General features: G+C 50.0%; 19 protein-coding genes. 5 read left to right on the forward strand and 14 right to left on the reverse strand.

Annotation, left to right across the window (positions count from 1 at the left end; translation table 11 throughout):
• Positions 1–23: 23 nt before the first annotated feature.
• From HZB31_01315 to dusB, 3 genes are all read right to left on the reverse strand, one after another.
• Positions 24–1,712: a DEAD/DEAH box helicase gene (locus tag HZB31_01315; GenBank protein ID MBI5846591.1), complete on the reverse strand. Its 1,689-nt coding sequence runs from the start codon at positions 1,710–1,712 to the stop codon at positions 24–26.
• Between the two features lie 37 nt (positions 1,713–1,749).
• The gene (locus tag HZB31_01320) at positions 1,750–2,493 is read right to left on the reverse strand and encodes a M23 family metallopeptidase (GenBank protein ID MBI5846592.1); all 744 of its coding nucleotides are present in this window, start codon (positions 2,491–2,493) and stop codon (positions 1,750–1,752) included.
• Between the two features lie 100 nt (positions 2,494–2,593).
• A complete protein-coding gene (gene dusB / locus HZB31_01325) occupies positions 2,594–3,604 on the reverse strand; it encodes a tRNA dihydrouridine synthase DusB (protein ID MBI5846593.1) in 1,011 nt (336 codons plus the stop codon).
• Between the two features lie 128 nt (positions 3,605–3,732).
• Between dusB and HZB31_01330 the strand changes: the two genes are divergently transcribed.
• A complete protein-coding gene (locus tag HZB31_01330; protein MBI5846594.1) occupies positions 3,733–4,269 on the forward strand; it encodes a hypothetical protein in 537 nt (178 codons plus the stop codon).
• Between the two features lie 67 nt (positions 4,270–4,336).
• On the opposite strand, the gene aroF is transcribed toward HZB31_01330, so the two are convergent.
• Positions 4,337–5,365, reverse strand: a complete 1,029-nt coding sequence (aroF, locus tag HZB31_01335) for a 3-deoxy-7-phosphoheptulonate synthase (GenBank protein MBI5846595.1) — start codon at positions 5,363–5,365, stop codon at positions 4,337–4,339.
• An 89-nt stretch (positions 5,366–5,454) separates the two neighbouring features.
• Between aroF and HZB31_01340 the strand changes: the two genes are divergently transcribed.
• Positions 5,455–5,826, forward strand: coding sequence for a tetratricopeptide repeat protein (locus HZB31_01340; GenBank protein ID MBI5846596.1), 372 nt, complete (start codon positions 5,455–5,457; stop codon positions 5,824–5,826).
• Positions 5,819–6,547: a hypothetical protein gene (locus HZB31_01345; GenBank protein MBI5846597.1), complete on the forward strand. Its 729-nt coding sequence runs from the start codon at positions 5,819–5,821 to the stop codon at positions 6,545–6,547. The genes HZB31_01340 and HZB31_01345 overlap by 8 nt, the downstream gene beginning before the upstream one ends.
• Before the next feature lie 8 nt (positions 6,548–6,555).
• Here HZB31_01345 and HZB31_01350 read toward each other — a convergent pair whose 3' ends face one another.
• Positions 6,556–6,993: a hypothetical protein gene (locus HZB31_01350; GenBank protein ID MBI5846598.1), complete on the reverse strand. Its 438-nt coding sequence runs from the start codon at positions 6,991–6,993 to the stop codon at positions 6,556–6,558.
• A 37-nt stretch (positions 6,994–7,030) separates the two neighbouring features.
• Positions 7,031–7,483 (reverse strand): hypothetical protein, encoded by a 453-nt coding sequence (locus HZB31_01355; protein ID MBI5846599.1) that lies wholly within the window; start codon positions 7,481–7,483, stop codon positions 7,031–7,033.
• Positions 7,484–7,592: 109 nt separating this feature from the next.
• On the opposite strand from HZB31_01355, the gene HZB31_01360 reads away from it, so the two are divergent.
• Together HZB31_01360 and HZB31_01365 are read left to right on the forward strand one after the other, a co-directional pair.
• Positions 7,593–8,372 carry a DUF3786 domain-containing protein gene (locus HZB31_01360; GenBank protein MBI5846600.1) on the forward strand — a complete coding sequence of 260 codons (780 nt, stop codon included), beginning with the start codon at positions 7,593–7,595 and terminating at the stop codon, positions 8,370–8,372.
• Positions 8,373–8,412: 40 nt separating this feature from the next.
• Positions 8,413–9,225, forward strand: coding sequence for a DUF1189 domain-containing protein (locus HZB31_01365; GenBank protein MBI5846601.1), 813 nt, complete (start codon positions 8,413–8,415; stop codon positions 9,223–9,225).
• A gap of 18 nt (positions 9,226–9,243) precedes the next feature.
• Here the strand turns inward: HZB31_01365 and HZB31_01370 are convergent, their stop codons facing one another.
• The 8 genes from HZB31_01370 to HZB31_01405 form a co-directional block, all read right to left on the reverse strand.
• A complete protein-coding gene (locus tag HZB31_01370) occupies positions 9,244–10,389 on the reverse strand; it encodes an MFS transporter (protein MBI5846602.1) in 1,146 nt (381 codons plus the stop codon).
• A complete protein-coding gene (locus tag HZB31_01375; GenBank protein MBI5846603.1) occupies positions 10,390–10,926 on the reverse strand; it encodes a class I SAM-dependent methyltransferase in 537 nt (178 codons plus the stop codon). It abuts the gene before it with no gap.
• Between the two features lie 111 nt (positions 10,927–11,037).
• On the reverse strand, positions 11,038–11,652 hold the full coding sequence (locus HZB31_01380) for a hypothetical protein (GenBank protein ID MBI5846604.1): 615 nt from the start codon (positions 11,650–11,652) through the stop codon (positions 11,038–11,040).
• 161 nt (positions 11,653–11,813) lie between these two features.
• Positions 11,814–14,456 carry a DUF3365 domain-containing protein gene (locus HZB31_01385; GenBank protein ID MBI5846605.1) on the reverse strand — a complete coding sequence of 881 codons (2,643 nt, stop codon included), beginning with the start codon at positions 14,454–14,456 and terminating at the stop codon, positions 11,814–11,816.
• A gap of 35 nt (positions 14,457–14,491) precedes the next feature.
• Positions 14,492–15,565 (reverse strand): chemotaxis response regulator protein-glutamate methylesterase, encoded by a 1,074-nt coding sequence (locus tag HZB31_01390; protein MBI5846606.1) that lies wholly within the window; start codon positions 15,563–15,565, stop codon positions 14,492–14,494.
• A gap of 28 nt (positions 15,566–15,593) precedes the next feature.
• Positions 15,594–16,118 (reverse strand): chemotaxis protein CheD, encoded by a 525-nt coding sequence (locus HZB31_01395; protein ID MBI5846607.1) that lies wholly within the window; start codon positions 16,116–16,118, stop codon positions 15,594–15,596.
• Positions 16,115–16,990: a protein-glutamate O-methyltransferase CheR gene (locus HZB31_01400; protein MBI5846608.1), complete on the reverse strand. Its 876-nt coding sequence runs from the start codon at positions 16,988–16,990 to the stop codon at positions 16,115–16,117. The genes HZB31_01395 and HZB31_01400 overlap by 4 nt, the downstream gene beginning before the upstream one ends.
• A 57-nt stretch (positions 16,991–17,047) precedes the next feature.
• A partial coding sequence (locus tag HZB31_01405) for a chemotaxis protein CheW (protein MBI5846609.1) occupies positions 17,048–17,195 on the reverse strand: 148 nt, incomplete at its 5' end.

Below are 17,195 nucleotides of genomic sequence, written 5' to 3' on the forward strand. Positions count from 1 at the left end.
CGTTATCCGTTCATATAAAATCGTTAATATCTCTTTTTGTCCTTTTTAACGCTTTTCATGTCGTAGTCTTTTCTGGAGAACTCTTTTTTGGGATATTCTTTTTTAGGGTACTCTTTTCTGCCGCTTCTTCCATCGAACTCTTTTTCAGAGAATTCTTTCCGCGCATTCGCCGGTTTGATCTGCACCCGCTTGCCCATAACCATCATATCGTCAAGGGCATGAATGACCATGTCTGCCAGATCAGCAGGCACTTCAACGAACGTAAATGAATCGTGCAGTTCGATCTTGCCGATCCTGCTGCCCGGTATGCGCGCACCGGAGGCAATGGCCTTCACGATCTCGGCTACCGTTATCTTGTCCTTTCGTCCGATCGTCATGAAGAGCCGCGCCACATTGCCGCGCTGCTCAGGGGCTGCCGATTCATTGACATGTGCAACCTTCGGCTCGCCATAGGCAATGCAGAGCGCTGCTGCTGCGATCTCGGCAACGCTGGATTCTGCAGCCAATACTTCAATCATTTTCAGATAACCTTCATGTTTATTCTCGCTGATCATTGAGGCAATATCTTTGGCAATGCCCTTTTCCTTTGCCTTAAGCACCTCTTTGGACGTGGGCAGACTTTTCTTGTCGATCGTTGTCTTTGCAGTCCGCTCGATCAGCTTCAGATGCCGGTATTCCCTCGGCGAGACAAGGGTTATGGCAATGCCTGACTTTCCTGCCCTGCCGGTCCGTCCGATTCTGTGGATATAACTTTCGGGATTCTGGGGAATGCTGTAGTTGATCACGTGAGTGACATTTTTGATATCAAGACCGCGGGCTGCAACATCGGTCGCTACAAGGATATCAAGCTTTCCCTTCTTGAACTTCTCCATAACCTCATCCCGGTGCGCCTGTGTGAAATCACCATGCAGCGGACTGGCGCTGTACCCCATCTGCTGCAGTTTCATGGCCACATCGTCAACATCTCTTTTTGTATGGCAAAAAACGATCGCAAGCTGAGGGTCCTCCACATCAATGAGCCGGGTAAGGGCATTGAGCTTGTCAGCATCCCTCACCTCATAAAAGACCTGTTTGATCTCAGGGACAACGACATCTTTCGGATTGATCCTGATCTTCTCGGGGCTGCGCATGAATTTTTTCGTGATATTCAGTATCGGCAAAGGCATAGTTGCAGAAAAGAGAAGCGTCTGGCGCTCTGCAGGCGTTGTCTTGAGTATCGTCTCGATATCTTCGATAAAGCCCATATCGAGCATCTCGTCAGCCTCGTCAAGCACAACGATCCTGATGTCAGACAGGGAGAGCGTCTTCCTCTGAATATGGTCAATGATCCTTCCGGGCGTACCGACAACTACATCGACACCTGCCCTGAGCGTTCTAATCTGGATATCGATGGATTTCCCGCCGTACACAGGAAATGCATTAATCTTCTTGCCGCTGCCGATTCTGTTCATCTCCTGGGCAACCTGTACGGCAAGTTCACGCGTAGGTTCAAGGATAATCGCAAAAGGCTTTTTGCCCCTCTTGGCCATTTCTACGATAGGGATTCCAAAGGCAGCGGTCTTTCCTGTACCGGTCTGCGCCTGTCCGATAACATCCTTCCCCTCCATGATAAGGGGAATAGCTGACACCTGTATAGGCGTCGGCTCCTCAAAGCCTATCTCCGAAACAGTACGTAATGTCTCCTTGCTGATTGAAAAATCTTCAAATTTCATAATCAATATCCTTCCTTTATATCTATTGTGCAGTGGTTCATAATTTCAGCTTCGCAAATGATACAGGGTTCACACTCAATTGTTGTGCCTTTATCCCAAAGTGCAGATGGGGTCCTGTTGATCTTCCTGTTGAACCGACAAAGCCGATGACATCGCCTTTTGAAACGCCCTCCCCTGACTTCCTGTTAAAACCCGACAGATGCATATATACGGAAAATATCCCCATGCCGTGATTCAGCACAACGGTATTGCCGCCATAAAACAGTTCCTCCGCAAAAATAACCTTTCCGCTGTTTGAGGCCCGGACATCTTCCCCTTCGCTCCCCCTGATATCAATGCCGCGGTGGATGCTCTCATTGGTATTGTTGATGATCCGCTTAACACCATACTGCGTCGAAATCTCATTGCCCAGAGGCAGACTGAAGCTGCCCTGCCACATCTTTTCCGACTGCTGCGACCAGAAGGATTTAAGAAGCTTGTCCTCCCTGTCAGCACGATCGCTATCCTCCTGGCTCAACGTCACTTTTCCCGGTGGCAGGGTAAGTTGAATCACCGGGAAAACATGGCGCTTTACGGTTATCGGCAGGCGCTTCTTTTTTGCGCCGACCTGTATCTCTACGGTGCGTTTTCCCGGAGCTGTTTTTGGATCAGCTGCTCCGACTGCAAAAAAACAGCCGTCTCCGCAGGAAGCAAAAAAAAGCGGCCTGCTGTCAAACGCCCCCTCAGGAAGCGCCATGGCGTTGGCGCCTGATATCTTCACGATGAATGCATCGCCCGGCATGATCGCTGCCGGTTCTGCCTGGACCTTAAATGCATGCACAGAAGGAACCATAACGAATGAAACCAGCAAAAAGAGAAATAACACCCGGTATTTTCTCATCTTAACAGGTAAGCGCAAACCCCTCATAATATCCCTCATGGTGACTGTACGTATAGGTTCGCACAGACTCCATGAGGCCCTGCATCTGCAGCCGGGTCTCTGCCTTAAATGCCTGATCCTTCAATTGTCTCACCTCATGGAGTCCTTTCACATACCAGGCGAAAAGCTTGCGGAAAAGGATCACACCTCTGTTATCGCCAAAAAAATCACAGTTAAGCTCCAGATGGCGGAGCATGGTATCTGCCAGTTCATCCGGGCCCGGCCGCTCAGGAATAACGCCTTTTTCGAGATATGCCATTGTGTCCCTGAATATCCAGGGATTGCCGAGAGAGCCGCGGGCAATGGCAACCGCATCGCAACCTGTCTCGTCGAACATCTTCTTTATGAGCTGGGGCGAAAGTGCATCACCGCTTGCAATGACAGGAATCGAAACCGCTTCTTTCACCCGCCTGATGATGTTATAGTCAACTCTTCCGCTGTAACCCTGCTCCCTGGTCCTTCCATGCAATGTCAGACCGCTGATACCCGCATCCTCAGCATAACGGGCGACTTCGCAGGCATTGACCGAAGTACTGCTCCAGCCGGCCCTTATCTTTACGGTAACAGGCAGATCAGCATGCTTCACCATCGCCTCAAGCAGGGTCTTCACTTTTTTCGGATCCCTCAACAGGCTTGCACCCTTTCCTTTATTGGTAACCTTATCGACCGGGCAGGCCGCATTAAGATCCAGGACCTCATACCCTCCGGACAGAATCCTGTCCATGGCCTTAAGGAGAGATTCGGGCTCATGTCCGAGCAACTGTGCGCCCAGAGGTCTGTCTTCCTCGCAGGAGTTGAGCATACGGCCTGTCTTGCCTGACTGATGGACAATCGAACGGGCTGATATCATCTCGAGAAATGCGAACTCGCATCCAAGGGAACGGGTAATAAGCCGGAACGGAAGGTCTGTTATCCCTGCCATGGGAGCAAGAAGCAGGCGTGACTTGAGCGTTATAGCGCTGTTTTTTACCACTTTGTCTATTGTAACCGACTGACGCCACTCCTGTCGATGCAAAAAAGAGTTGAAACTTTTCTTTTTGCGCAGAGTTGAAATAACCATAGAGTGTGATACTCTAAAAGAAAATCGTAAGGAGGAGTTACATGAACAGGAAATATTTCATCTCGTTTCTCGTCGTACCCCTGCTGCTTATCATGGCAGGACTCAGCATGGCACGCGTAAATGTCGATGTCAACATCGGCTTGCCACCAGTCTATACGTTTTCCGAAGCGCCTGAACTGGTCGTAATACCGAACACCTATGTCTATTTCGCACCCGGAGTAGATATGGACATCGTTTTTTATCACGGCTTCTGGTACCGGCCTTATAACGGATATTGGTATAGAAGTTCAAGTTATAACGGCCCATGGCGTCACCTTGGCAGGGATAGAGTTCCCCGCCATATCCTCAATCTGCCGCCCGATTATCGGAGCATCTATCGGGACAACCCCCGCATTCCTCACCGCCATGTCCACAGCAACTGGAACCGGTGGGAACGGGAGCGGTACTGGCATAACAGGCAGTGGAAACACGACCGTAATGATTGGCAGCATGAACGCCGCGAAGACAGGCGGGAACACCGTCAGGACATGAGGGAGCAAAGACATGAGCGGCGTGAGGACAGACGGGAACATCGGTAGAGCAAAAGGAAATCTGAAAACTCCATACGCTCCACCGCTTCTGAACGGGAAACTGGCAGACCGCGAATCAGCGGTCTGCCAGTTTCGCTCTCATAAACCCAATCAATGTATCCATCTGCTGCTTCAGCTTTTCGAACCCCTTAAACGTTAACGATTGGGGCCCGTCTGACAGTGCATGTTCAGGGTCAGGATGGACTTCAACCATAATGCCGTGAGAACCGACAACAGCAGCTGCAAGTGACAGGGGGCTTACCAAACTCCGCTTTCCGGTAGCATGGCTGGGGTCAAAGATAACCGGCAGATGACAACTCTCTGCAACAAGCGGAATGACCGAAAGGTCCGACGTATTTCTCGTAGCAGTTTCAAAAGTCCTGATGCCCCGCTCGCAAAGAATTACGTCCGGGTTCCCTTCAAGAAGAATATACTCGGCAGAAGCGAGCCATTCTTCAACGGTTGCAGACAATCCGCGCTTAAGGATCACCGGCTTTTTTATTCTTCCCACTTCGCGCAGCAGGTCAAAGTTCTGCATATTGCGTGCGCCGATCTGGAGGATATCAGCTTTCGATGCAGTCAGCTCAACCTGTTCAGGGCTCATCACCTCTGTTGCGACAAGAACGCCGACTTCCTTCCTGACCTCGTCAAGAATTTCTATGCCGACCTCACGCAGCCCCTGAAAACTGTGCGGGCTCGTACGGGGTTTGTACGCTCCGGCCCGCAGGACAGGAACTCCAAGTTTCTTGATGAACCTGGCTGTCTTGAATATCTGCTCTCTGCTTTCTATGGCACAGGGGCCGGCGATAAACAGAAAGGGCGATCGCCCGCCAGTCTTCACCTCTTTTGAAAGCCTGACGACGGAGTCTGCCGGATGAAAATCCCTGCTCACCAGCTTATACGGCTTGGTCACATGAATAATCTCAAGGATGCCCTTCAGGGTCCTGATCGGTCCATCATCGATCCACGACTGGTTTCCGATAATGCCGATGGCCGTACGTTCAGCGCCCGGTATGGCAACAGGCTGAAGCCCCATATTACTGATCGTGCTTTTTACCTTCTCTATGTCCTTGTCTGTTGCAGAATGATGCATTACGATAAGCATGGTTGAATCTCCTTCCGATGATCTCTATTCTATGAAATGGCAGTTCCAAAGATCAATGAGGCGCCTCCTTCCTATGGTATACTTTACCGATGTCAATGAAGCGGTTTTCCCTTCTTATTATCGTTTTGACGGGCTTTGTGTTCATTCTCCGGCCGGCTAAGGGGATGGCATCAGCTCCTGAACTCGAAATTAAACTTTTCAACAAAGGGTATGAATATCTTTTCTCCTATAAGCCGGAGCAGGCAGCCGAAACATTCAGAATATTTCTCAAGGAATTTCCGGAAAGTTCTATTCGGGACGCTGCCATGTTCTGGCTCGGCAAGACCCTCATCAGCACGAAACACTATAGCGAGGCAGAGCTGACTTTTCGGACAATACAAAAGGAATTTCCTGACAGTCCATTCATGGATTCAGCAGGCAGGCGTCAAAGAGCAGCAGAACCGCTCGCAGGTTGTGCATGAGGCTCCGTCCTCACCGCAGCTTGATCCCGAAGCGGTTGTCAGAATCGGAAACAGGGCTTATCGCCTTACACAGATCATCGAGTATCACGTCACCGCTTCAGCGGTCTTCAAGCGGTTTGGGATAATGGATATTGCGTGGAGAACCGGCAATCCTCTCGATGATTTCATAGCCGAAGAGCTTCTGTTTATGGAGGCAAAAAAGGCTCAGGTCACCATAGACGCAAAGAAACTGAAGGAGATGGCTGAAAGTCAGAAGCTTGGCGCTGCAGAGGCCGACTATCTCGATAAGGTTATGACCATTGCCAGATACATTGACATGCAATATGCCGACGATCCGACTGAAAAATGGATAGAGCTTATATCGGTTGACTACAAACCCGGAGATGCGGCAGCAAAGACCGTTCTTGCCACCGACCTGCAGAAGGCTGCAAGGGAGGGAACATCCTTTGAAGAAATCGGAAGGATGCATCCCGACGCGGTTAAATTTTCCCGCCTGAGCCTCGGGGATTTCAGCACAAAATACCGCGAAAAAAGTCAGATCATCCAGAAGCTCAATTTTCTGAATGAAGAGACCGTTGTCATCTGGTCGGAAAAAGGCTTTATGCTGATAAAGCCGATCTCGGTCCGCGTCCACTTCAGTCCCTTTGAGGAGTTGTCCACTCAGAAAAAAGAGAGGCTGAAAGCATTTCTCAGGCAGTGGTTCTCTGAGCACCGGAAATAACGAAAGGGCTATTTCATCTTCAATGCTTCAAGCGCATTCAGCTCGATCTTCGCCTTTGAGAGCCGCTTAAAATACTTCTTCACCTTCTCAAGGTCCCCCGCCTTCAGAGCCTTGAAGATGTCGCCCTCGAGTTCGGCAACTTCAAGCCGCTCATAGTAGTCCATCATCTCTTTTAGATGCGCAAGTACAATCATCCCGGTGATCATTGGATGGTTATTGGTGACGTTCGCATCCTTAAACCGCAGGCCATGTTCAAGCTCCACTTCAAGGCCGCGTCGGAACTCCTCAAGAGGTATTGCCATCTTCTCGGTGTTAACATGGGACAGAATGATCCTGGCCTCTTTGACGGTAACCTTATCGTCCCTGATTTTGGTCCAGTCCCTCAGTTTCAGTTCCTTGCAGACCCTTCTTACTTCTTCAAGCGTGATATAGTGCGGCAGTTTCATATCCATCCTCCTTCAATCCGTTATCAGATAGCAGTCGTTAATCCTTAAACTTTGCAGCCGTGCGATGATAGGAACGCTCAAGGTCACTGAGCATGGTGTCAAGCTCAGCCTTGGCCTTGTCCCACTTTTCCTCACCTGAATCTTTTAAATCACTAAGCTTATTCTTTGCCGCTTCGCTCTTTTTTCTGAGACGATCAGCTGCACGCGAGATCTTTTCCCTGGCAGCTGCACTCTTTTTCTCTGCCCTGACATAAAGCCGCGTCACTTTCGCCTCAAAGCGGTGCAGTTTCTCCTCGGTCTTCTTTTGGTACTGCTCCTTCTTTTGCTGAAGGTATGTGCCGGTAGTCTTTGCAGATTCTTTGATATCCGGCTTTCCCTCTGACGATGTCATTTCCTTCTTCTTTTCCGTGGATTGGTTTTGACCAAAAACAGGGGTACAGATCAGGCCCAATGCAATGACTACAGTAACAAGATATCGTAATTGTCTCACGTCAGCCTCCTGCCTATTCGTTTGAAGTATTTTACCAGTTCAGCTCCGATAGTGCGATTGCTATTTTCTGCCGGTATGCTCAATTCTGCTATAATTATTTTGGATGTCCATGAACGCCATAGAACTGTACAAGAAGCTCCCGAAGAAGAACTGCGGCCGATGCAGCCAAAAGACCTGCATGCCCTTTGCCCTTTCCGTGATAAAGGGTGAGGCGACCCTGTCAGACTGTCCCCTGCTTACCGCAGATGAGATAGGGGAAATGAAGAATTCCATATCGCGGGCCGACTGGCAGGAGGAGCTGATCCAGTCTCTGCGTCTGAAGATACAGGATGTTGACCTCGCCGCCCTTACCGCGGATCTTGGCGGTGTTTATCGCAACAACAGGCTCTCCATGCTTTGCCTGGGCCGGGAATTCGAGATATTCCCCGGGGGAGACATACGGACTCAGGGTCACATTACGCAATGGATCAAAATTCTCCTGCTCCACTATATCAACACCCATGGAAAAGCTGATCTTTCGGGCAGATGGGTCTCGTTTAGCGAACTCAAAAGCGGAATGGTAAAGGCAACGTCCTTTTTACGCGAGGCTGAAAACCCCTTAAAGGAGCTGTTTGAAACCAATTATGAAAAGACAGCAGCAGGGATCAGGAAACTCGGTGCAGCGCAGTCAGGCGACTTTCCGACGCCGAACGCCTGGATCCTTTTTCTTCTTCCCAAGGTCCCGGTCGTAATCCTCTACTGGCCTGAAGAGGACGAGTTCACTGCAAAGGTGAAGATACTTTTTGATAAGACCGCAGACAAATTCCTTGATGTCGAATCTCTTATGTTCCTTCTTGAGGGACTCGTGAAAAATATCGAGCGGGACCTTTCCCTTGACAACCGTGGATGACTGACATAAAATCCCATCTTCGGAACAGGCGTTTGAAACCATGACACAGAATAAGACAACAGGGATCTATTCCTCTATTCAGGCAGTCTATCTTTCCTTTTATTCGAGAGAGCTGTATCAGGACGTTGCGAGAAACTGGAATGGGCTCTGCCTCCCCTATCTCTTTTTTACCCTGATGCTCTTCTGGATTCCGGAGACCATGAATATGCACCGCACGGTTTCTGACTTTCTTGCCGACGAAGGTCCAAACTATGTTGAGCAGATACCGGTGATAACCATTGCAAAGGGAGAGGTCTCGATCAAAGAAGAGATGCCCTTTACGATTTACGACAAGAAAAATAAGACCCCTTTCGCCATAATTGATACGACAGGAAAAACAACATCTCTGGACAACTCCCCCGCACACGTACTCGTGACAAAAAATGCGCTTATCGTAAGAAAGGATGAAAAAGAGGTGCGCTCTCTGCCCCTTTCCGACGTCGGGGACACGACCATAACCAAAACGCTTATCTATGAATGGATTGAGATCATCAAGAACCTCATCCTTGCCGTGTTCTTCCCTCTCATTCTGCTTTTATCATTTGGATTCCATATTATGCAGGTGATCCTTCTGTCGTTTCTGGGCGGGAATTTCGCAAAATATTTCCATGTCAACCTTGGGTTCAGGACGTTGATACGCCTCTCAGCGGTTGCCTTCACCCCGCCGCTGCTCCTTGAGGCAGTGCATGCCATTCTCGATATCGCGTATCCCTACAGTTCGCTGATGTCCTTCATCATCGCCGCAGGGTATCTCTATTATGCTGTGGGGTCAAACTCGGAAAAGATGCTCAATCCGATCAGAAATAAACCCTGACCTCTCTGGCCCATACGTTCAGGATGACGGCTTGCCATGAGGGACAAATTTGGTCATTACGGCAGCAGCTATCAGCACCATGACCAGGGCGTTCATCGCAGAGAAAAGACCAAAACTGTCCGCCATAAGTCCCGTGATCATCACACCCATGCCGCCTATGCCGAGTGCGAACCCGATCATGATCCCGGAGGCCATGCCGATATGCCTGTGCATAATCTCATGCATCATCACCATCGTAACAGAGAACGATCCCATGACGGAAAAACCGAAGCAGAAAAGAAACACCAGGGCAACAGGACCGGTGGTATGGAGAAAGGCATACAGCAGCGGCGCTGCCAGCAGAAGAGAAGCCAGCGTAACCTGTTTTCTGCCAAAGCGGTCAGAAAGAGTGCCGCCCGCAAACTGCCCGGCAACGCCGGCAAGAAGCATGAGCGAAAGCAGAGAGTTGGACCGCAGCACAGAACTGCCGGCCTGAACGAAATAGCTCGGCAGATAGCTCAGAACAGAGAAATAGACCCATGACCGCAAAACAGCAACCATGATAAGAACGACCGCAGGCCTGAGATCGTTGAAACTGAAGGGATGCATCTCCCGAATGCTGCCTCTGACCAGATCTGAGGAAAGCCTCCAGATAAGAGCCCCCATTAAAATACCGGGGACCGCGATATAGAACATGCCCGCCTGCCCCAAAGACGAGGTAAGCGCTCCTATCAGCACAGGGCTTATCGCAAAACCGATATTACCGCCTATGATAAAAACAGACATGACCCTCCCCCTTGCGCCGGTTGAGATACCGGAGATGGCCGACAACGCCTGAGGATGGAACATGGCGGGACCGAGGCCGGCAAGGGTTGCTAAAGCAAGCAGCATCTCATAGCTCTTTGCCATGCCCATGAGCCCAACGAAGACGCCTGCCCAGATCAGACCCAGTGCTCCAACCCATCTCGCCCGGTATCTGTCGATTGCATAGCCCAAAAACGGCTGGGAAACAGATGAGGTAAGCGTGAAAAAAGTGACCAGCAATCCGGCTGAAGCATACGACAGGCCGGAACCAGCAATCAGCACCGGCAGAAACGGCGGCAGTGCGTTCATATAGATGTCATCGACAACGTGGCCTGCGGTAAACGTAGCAAGGATGCTACGGTCTGATAACTGCCGCTTCATCTACGGTTTTCTCAGGAGTGCAGACCGCGTGAAAATAGTGTCATGATTCTTTTCAAGGCTGAACCCCAGGGACCGGAAGATCGATACGGTCGCCTCCATAGCCCTGCGGTTCACCTCGACTGAAGGTTCATAGATAGAAAGTACTCCGCCACTCCTGAGGGTTTCGGCAATAATGGAAGCCGCCTCTTTCTTGCGCGCTATTTCATGAAAACTATAATAGAGCAGACAGACATCTGCCATATCATGAGGCAGGTCAACTGAGGCGATATCCTCCTGTACGATCTCTACCGCACCGGCAAACCTCTGCGCTCTCTTCCTGAGCTTTCTTACCATGCCCGGCTGAAGTTCGACCGCGATCACTTTTTTCGCCCGCTTTGCAATGGCTTCGGTAAAAAAACCATTTCCCGCGCCGATCTCAAGGACAACCGATTCCGGTGTTATACAGGATTCATCAAGCACCCTGCTCCGGTCAGTGAAGGCTTTCCTGACCGGGTTGTAGAGGATAAAAGAAAACCATGAGGGGCAGACAAAGGACATCAGATGCCCTCTGCAGCGCGTGATGAGATTAACCGGACATGTTGGCAATACATGATACGTTAAGAATAGATTCTTTTCTCCGCAAATGCAACAACACTACAGAGAGGATGATTAATCAGTGCAGAGCATGTCTTTGGTCATAATGACGATCTCATCGTCCGCGCTTTCGATCGCGTCGCAGACCCGTGCCATATTAAGCACAAGGTCGCTCTTCTTGACCGGCAGTTTCTTATCTGCCACGACGCAGACCAGCTTCATCAGCCCTATCGTGATGGCCTTGCCATCGCTCTTTTTGAAAGAGAGGGTCTCCTTCTTTTTCATGTCATCCTTGGAATAAAAGTCGGCGATGCGCTTTGTAAACAATGCAGAAGCCTGCTCCATCAGCTTCGGCATCTCCCGGCAGTCGCAGATGACCATAAAATCATGAGTGCTCAGTGTGCCGGCAAAGCCGTTTTTGCGGGAATCGGCAGAAGTCTTCAGAATGGCAGCCGCCCACTGGATAATATCCGCATGCCTGTTCGGACCGTACTTGATGAGGTATGACTGGATGTTTGATATCCGCACATAGGCGACAGAGTATTTGCCCATCCTGGGATATATCTCCTCAAGCTTCCTGAGGATCGCTGATTTGTCCGGCAGACCGGTCAGGTAATCAGGCCAGAGATACGGATTGTTCTGCCTCTTGCGAAGGTCTGCGATATATTTTCTTGCCTCTGAAAGCCCCACGGGTCACCTCCATTATTTCTTTTATCTTCAATAGGTAATACCGCATTTTCAGGCAGCTTGTCAACTTGAAGTTCCATTTATCAGGTAGGCTCGCCGAGACGATCACCTGCATATAAATATGGTCTGTCCAGCGATGCCATACTCAGCATTCAATAAGAGCCTTATCCTCGTTGACATTTGTTTTGATCCAGCGTTTCACGGACTTTCTTCAGAAGATCCATGGGAGATATCGGTTTATAAACGATAGCAGCGTCGCTGAGAGATATTTTGTCCCTGACCGTGTCAGGGGAATATCCGCTCGCAAAGATGACCTTGATCGCGGGCTTAATCTTCTTAAGCTTATCATAGACCTCTTTGCCGCTTTTCTTCGGCATAACGAGATCGGTAAGCAGCAGGTCGATCCTGTCTTTATTGTCCTGAAACTTGTGAATAGCATCTTCGCCGTCAAAAGCCACAATTACGGTATAGCCGAACTCCTCGAGCACTGAGCCTGACAACTTTCTCAGTATCTCATCATCTTCAGCCAAAAGTATTGTCTCGGTGCCTCCTTCCGGGCAGTCCGGCTCTTCGGTAATTGCCGTCTCCTGCAGCGCAGCGGCCGCAACCGGCAGATACACCTTAAAAGCGGTCCCCTCCCCAGGCTCACTATATACGTCGATAAACCCGCCGTGCTGCTTGATAATGCCATAGATAATGGCCAGGCCAAGTCCTGTACCTTTACCAACCTCTTTTGTTGTAAAAAAAGGCTCAAATATCCTCTGTCTGGTCTCTTCGTCCATGCCAATACCGTTGTCGGTAACAGTGATCATGCCATAACGCCCGGGCGTCCCATACCCATGCCGTTTTGAAAAGCCCTCGTCAAGCCGCACCTGATCTGTCGTAACCGCAAGGATACCACCGTTGGGCATGGCATCTCTGGCATTTGTGGCAAGGTTCATCAGGATCTGCTCTATCTGATTGGGATCAGCAGATACCATAATGGAGTTTTCGTGCAGATTCGTCCGGAACTCGATATCCTCGCCAATTACCCTGCGCAGGAACATCTCGCTTTTATTCAGAAGCGTATTCAGGTCCACCTGCTTTCTTATGCTCATCTGTCTTCTGCTGAAGGAAAGAAGCCCCTGCGTAAGATAGGCCGCCTTGTCCGCAGCAACAAGCATATTTTCAACATTCTTTCTGAATGGGTTATCCGGTTCCATCTTCATGGCCGCAAGCTGGCCGTACCCGATGATAGCGCTCAGTATATTATTGAAGTCATGGGCAATGCCGCCGGCAAGGGTGCCGACCGATTCCATCTTCTGGGACTGTCGGAGCTGCTCTTCAAGCTTTTGGTGTTCCGTGATGTCCCTGCCTACCCGTATTACATTGACCACCCCGTCCGGACCCATTACCGGCACAGTCCGGACCTCAAGTTTTCTGGCTTGCATAAGTACATGTTTTTCAACCGTATGGCCGGACTGGAAGCTTTTCCTGGCTGGGCAATCCTCACATATCTCATCACGATTAAACCAGAGCCGATAACAATATTCTCCCTCCATCGCAAGCGGATCGAGTGCAATTCTTTCACCCGCAACGCGGTTTGCCCAGAGTATTTTGTAATCGGAAGAGAGGAGCGTAATGCTGTCCGGAATAGCATTGAGCAGGGCGGTAAACTGACTGGACATAATGCGAAACATCTTTTCGCTATCTGTCAGGTTTTTCTCTGCCTGCTTGCGAGCGGTAATATCTTCCGTAATTCCCAGGAGCTTTTCGACAACGCCCTGTTTGTTTATGATCGGGACAAAACATGACTTATAGATCTGTCCCTGCGACCCATTAGACTTAAATTCAAAATAACCGTTTTCCCCTTCATACGCGCGCTGGAGAAGCCCCCCTATACGCTCTCTGTCTTCAGGGCTTACCGCATCAAGATATAATAATCCCTGCACGTCTCTTTCAGCATGGAACCCCATCATCGAAAGCCCCGCACTGTTCATGGAAATAATCCTGCCGTTTATGTCTATCTCATGGATACAGACCGGGGAGTTATTAACCATGGTACGATATCGCTCTTCACTCTGTCTCAAGGCTATGGCGTTTTTCTCCTGCCTCTGTGACCGCGAAAGGATCAGCCCGGCCCCTGCCAGCCAATAGATAAAATACAGAAAACCCTCTTTTGCCATCGATTTATACATGCCGGCATAAAAAGGCTGCATGGGGATTGATGCACTTATCGCACCCCTGATATCACCTTCCTGATATCCCTGAAAGGCATGACACTTCAAGCAGGCCTTATCAGTCCTGAGAGGATGCATGGCCCTCAAATATTTTTTCCCTCCCAAAACTTCCACTGAAGCTACTTCGGTCGCCCCCCGCTCAAACGCCTTGAGCGCTCCAATCTCCCAGTCATCAGCCCTGTTTTCGGGACGCAGCAGCTTAAGGCTCGTTATATGGCCCCGTATGCCGGTTTCGGCGTTTTCAAGTTCGTGTATCTGACGGGTCATGTACGCAGGATTGATAAGGGTAAGTTTCTTCCCGGAAGGGGTTTCGATGTCCCTTTCCGGTATCTGCGTCAGATAGGGATTTGGCGGAGTCTTTTCTGTAACCAGCGCATATACGCCGCCATGCTGCGCATTCCACTTGCGGTAGGTGATATCTTTTTCGATCAGAGAACGGCCGGCAATGAGAGCGCTCTCCTCGGCATCTTCCCAATGATCGTACGCTTCATAGGAAAACATGACAAGGAGCAGAACAGTCCATGCAAATAGAGCACGTCTGCTCTTGCTGATCAGGGACCCAAAGCCTAAGAAGTTTTCTTCTGTCATATCTTATCGCTGACAAGCAGCGTACGTTTCGCTCATTACTGACAATTTCTGATCACGTCGTAACTTATCCGGTCAAGGGGAAGGACCTTATCGACCCCACCCATTTTAATAGCCTCTTTTGGCATACCGAAAACCACCGACGTTGCCTCGTCCTGGGCAATCGTGTAAGCACCGGCATCCTTCATCTCCCGCATACCCTTTGCACCGTCGTCCCCCATGCCGGTCATGATGACGCCAACCGCGTTTTTGCCTGCATACCGTGCCGCTGATCTGAAAAGTACATCGACAGACGGGCGATGACGACTGACAAGAGGGCCTTCTTTTATCTCGACATAGTATCTCGCACCACTGCGTTTCAGAAGCATATGAAAATTGCCCGGCGCAATGAGCGCGCGCCCGCGGATGACCGTATCATTGTCTTCCGCTTCTTTCACGGTAATCTGACAGAGCGAATCGAGACGCTTTGAAAATGCGGTGGTAAAGTGCTCAGGCATATGCTGCACGATAACGATACCCGGACTGTCAGCAGGAAACGATTCAAGGAAGACCCTGAGCGCCTCTGTACCGCCGGTGGATGCGCCGACAACAACCACTTTTTCGGTCGTCTGGATCATGGACTTCGAGGATGCCTTTTCGATAACAGCATCAGCGGTAAGCTTGGGTGTCACTTTCATCGGAGTCTTTGATATGAGCTTAACGCGAGCCACTGAAGCAGCCCTGACAGCATCGCAAATACGCAGGCGTGATTCCTCGATAAACTGCTTGGTCCCCATTCGGGGCTTCTGAATGATCTCGACTGCGCCGTATTCCATCGCCCTGAGCGCTGTCTCCGAACCTTGTTCCGTCAGGCTCGAGCACATGACTACCGGTATCGGATGCTGGCTCATCAGTTTCTGCAGAAAGGTCAACCCATCCATGCGGGGCATCTCTACATCAAGCGTAATAACGTCGGGTATCTCATCGCGCATCCGCTCCGCGGCAATAATCGGATCTGCTGCGGTTGCCATGATCTCGATGCCGGGGTCTGACGACAGTATCTCTGAAAGCGTCTGGCGAACAACAGCAGAGTCATCCACGATAAGTACTTTTATTTTTTTATTTATACCCATTCGCTCCTACCTCAGTATTTATCGACACCTATACGTTCGATTCTTCAAGCTCAGTCCTTCTGACCCGTTTCAGGAATACTTCTCCTGTATGGGTATAAAACAGGATCTTCCGGCCCTGCATGCCGCCTATATCGGCCTTCAGGATCTGCAGCTTCTCTGCATCGAGTATCCTGATGGCAGCCTGAATGTTCAGATTGCCGATCGTGTTAGCTTTTCGGCCTTCGTCCAGCGGTGAAAACATATCGGCACCACCAAAGAGCTTGACCTCCATTTCATGGTCGCCGATCCCATATCCTCTGATTTTGCCAAGCATAAGCCTTATGGAACAATCAACGTATCTGAAAGCATTTCCGCAACTGTTGTCACAAGGCTTGTCATCCTTGCAGTTTGGAAGAAGACCGTGGCATATCGCGCCTATTTTCAGCCGGGGACAGAACATGGTCACCGATACGCATGACCCGAGCACTGTCGTGACAACCGTCGGGCTGTCAGTGATATATAATTCTCCGGGCTTGAGATATACGGCAGGAAGATCAGTTACCGGCGCCTTCATAACGGCTTTCTGTAGACCGTGCTGCCGACAGAAACGAGCGGCACATTCAGTCCATTTAATGTCTCTGAATGGCCCATGAAGAGGTATCCCCCTGGCGCCAGATGTTCGCAGAAGCGGTTTATCAGCTTTTCCTGTGTCTGCCGGTCAAAATAGATGATGACATTTCGGCAGAATATGACGTCCATCGGCTCCCGCATGCCAAAATCACCCTCCATAAAATTCAGTCTCCGGAATCTGACCAGAGAGCGCAGTTTCGGTGACATCCTCACCAGATCACTGCTTTTGTTCCTGCTCCTCAGGAGATATTTCTTCTTCATCTCCAGCGGAACGGTCTCGACCCTCTCCATCTCATATACTGCCCTGACCGCCTTCTCAAGGACCTTGGTCGAAATATCTGTCGCAAGAATCATAAAGCTCAGTCCCGGATACTGCAAAACCGCCTCACTCATGACCATCGCCAGGGTATAGGGTTCTTCTCCTGTTGAGCAGCCTGCAGACCAGATATTCAGACTGCGACGGGTTCTGAGATCGGTCATACGTAAAAGCTCAGGCAGCACCGTATTTACGAGATATTCGAAATGCCTCGGCTCCCTGAAAAAATCGGTCTTGTTTGTAGTGACCTCATTGATCATCTGAAAGAGCTCATTTTCGATACCCTTCGGGCTGAGCAGATAGTCACAGTATTCTGCAAAGGATTTCATGCAGAGTTCTCTCAGCCTTTTCCTGAGCCTTGCCTCAAGCATGACCTTTTTGGCATCGCTCATCTTTATGCCGCATTCATGATAGATGACCTCGCTCAGACGGCTGAAGTCACGGTTCGACATGACTGCCGTAAAGGTCTGCGGATTGTATTCTGTATTCTGCTCTTTCATAACATAATTATCATGGTATCCTGCCCCCTTCCACCAAGAAGGGGGGCTGAACAGTTACTACGCACCCTCTTTTGCACCCTGGACCATAGCGAGTTCTTCTGATGAGAATATCTTGTCGATATCAAGGATCATGATAAAGTGGTCGTCTTTCTTGCCCATCCCTTTTATGAACTCGGTCCTGAGCCTCGTCCCGATCCTCGGCGCA

The sequence above is a fragment of the Nitrospirota bacterium genome (assembly GCA_016235245.1).
Classification (GTDB): Bacteria; Nitrospirota; Thermodesulfovibrionia; order Thermodesulfovibrionales; family UBA6898; genus UBA6898.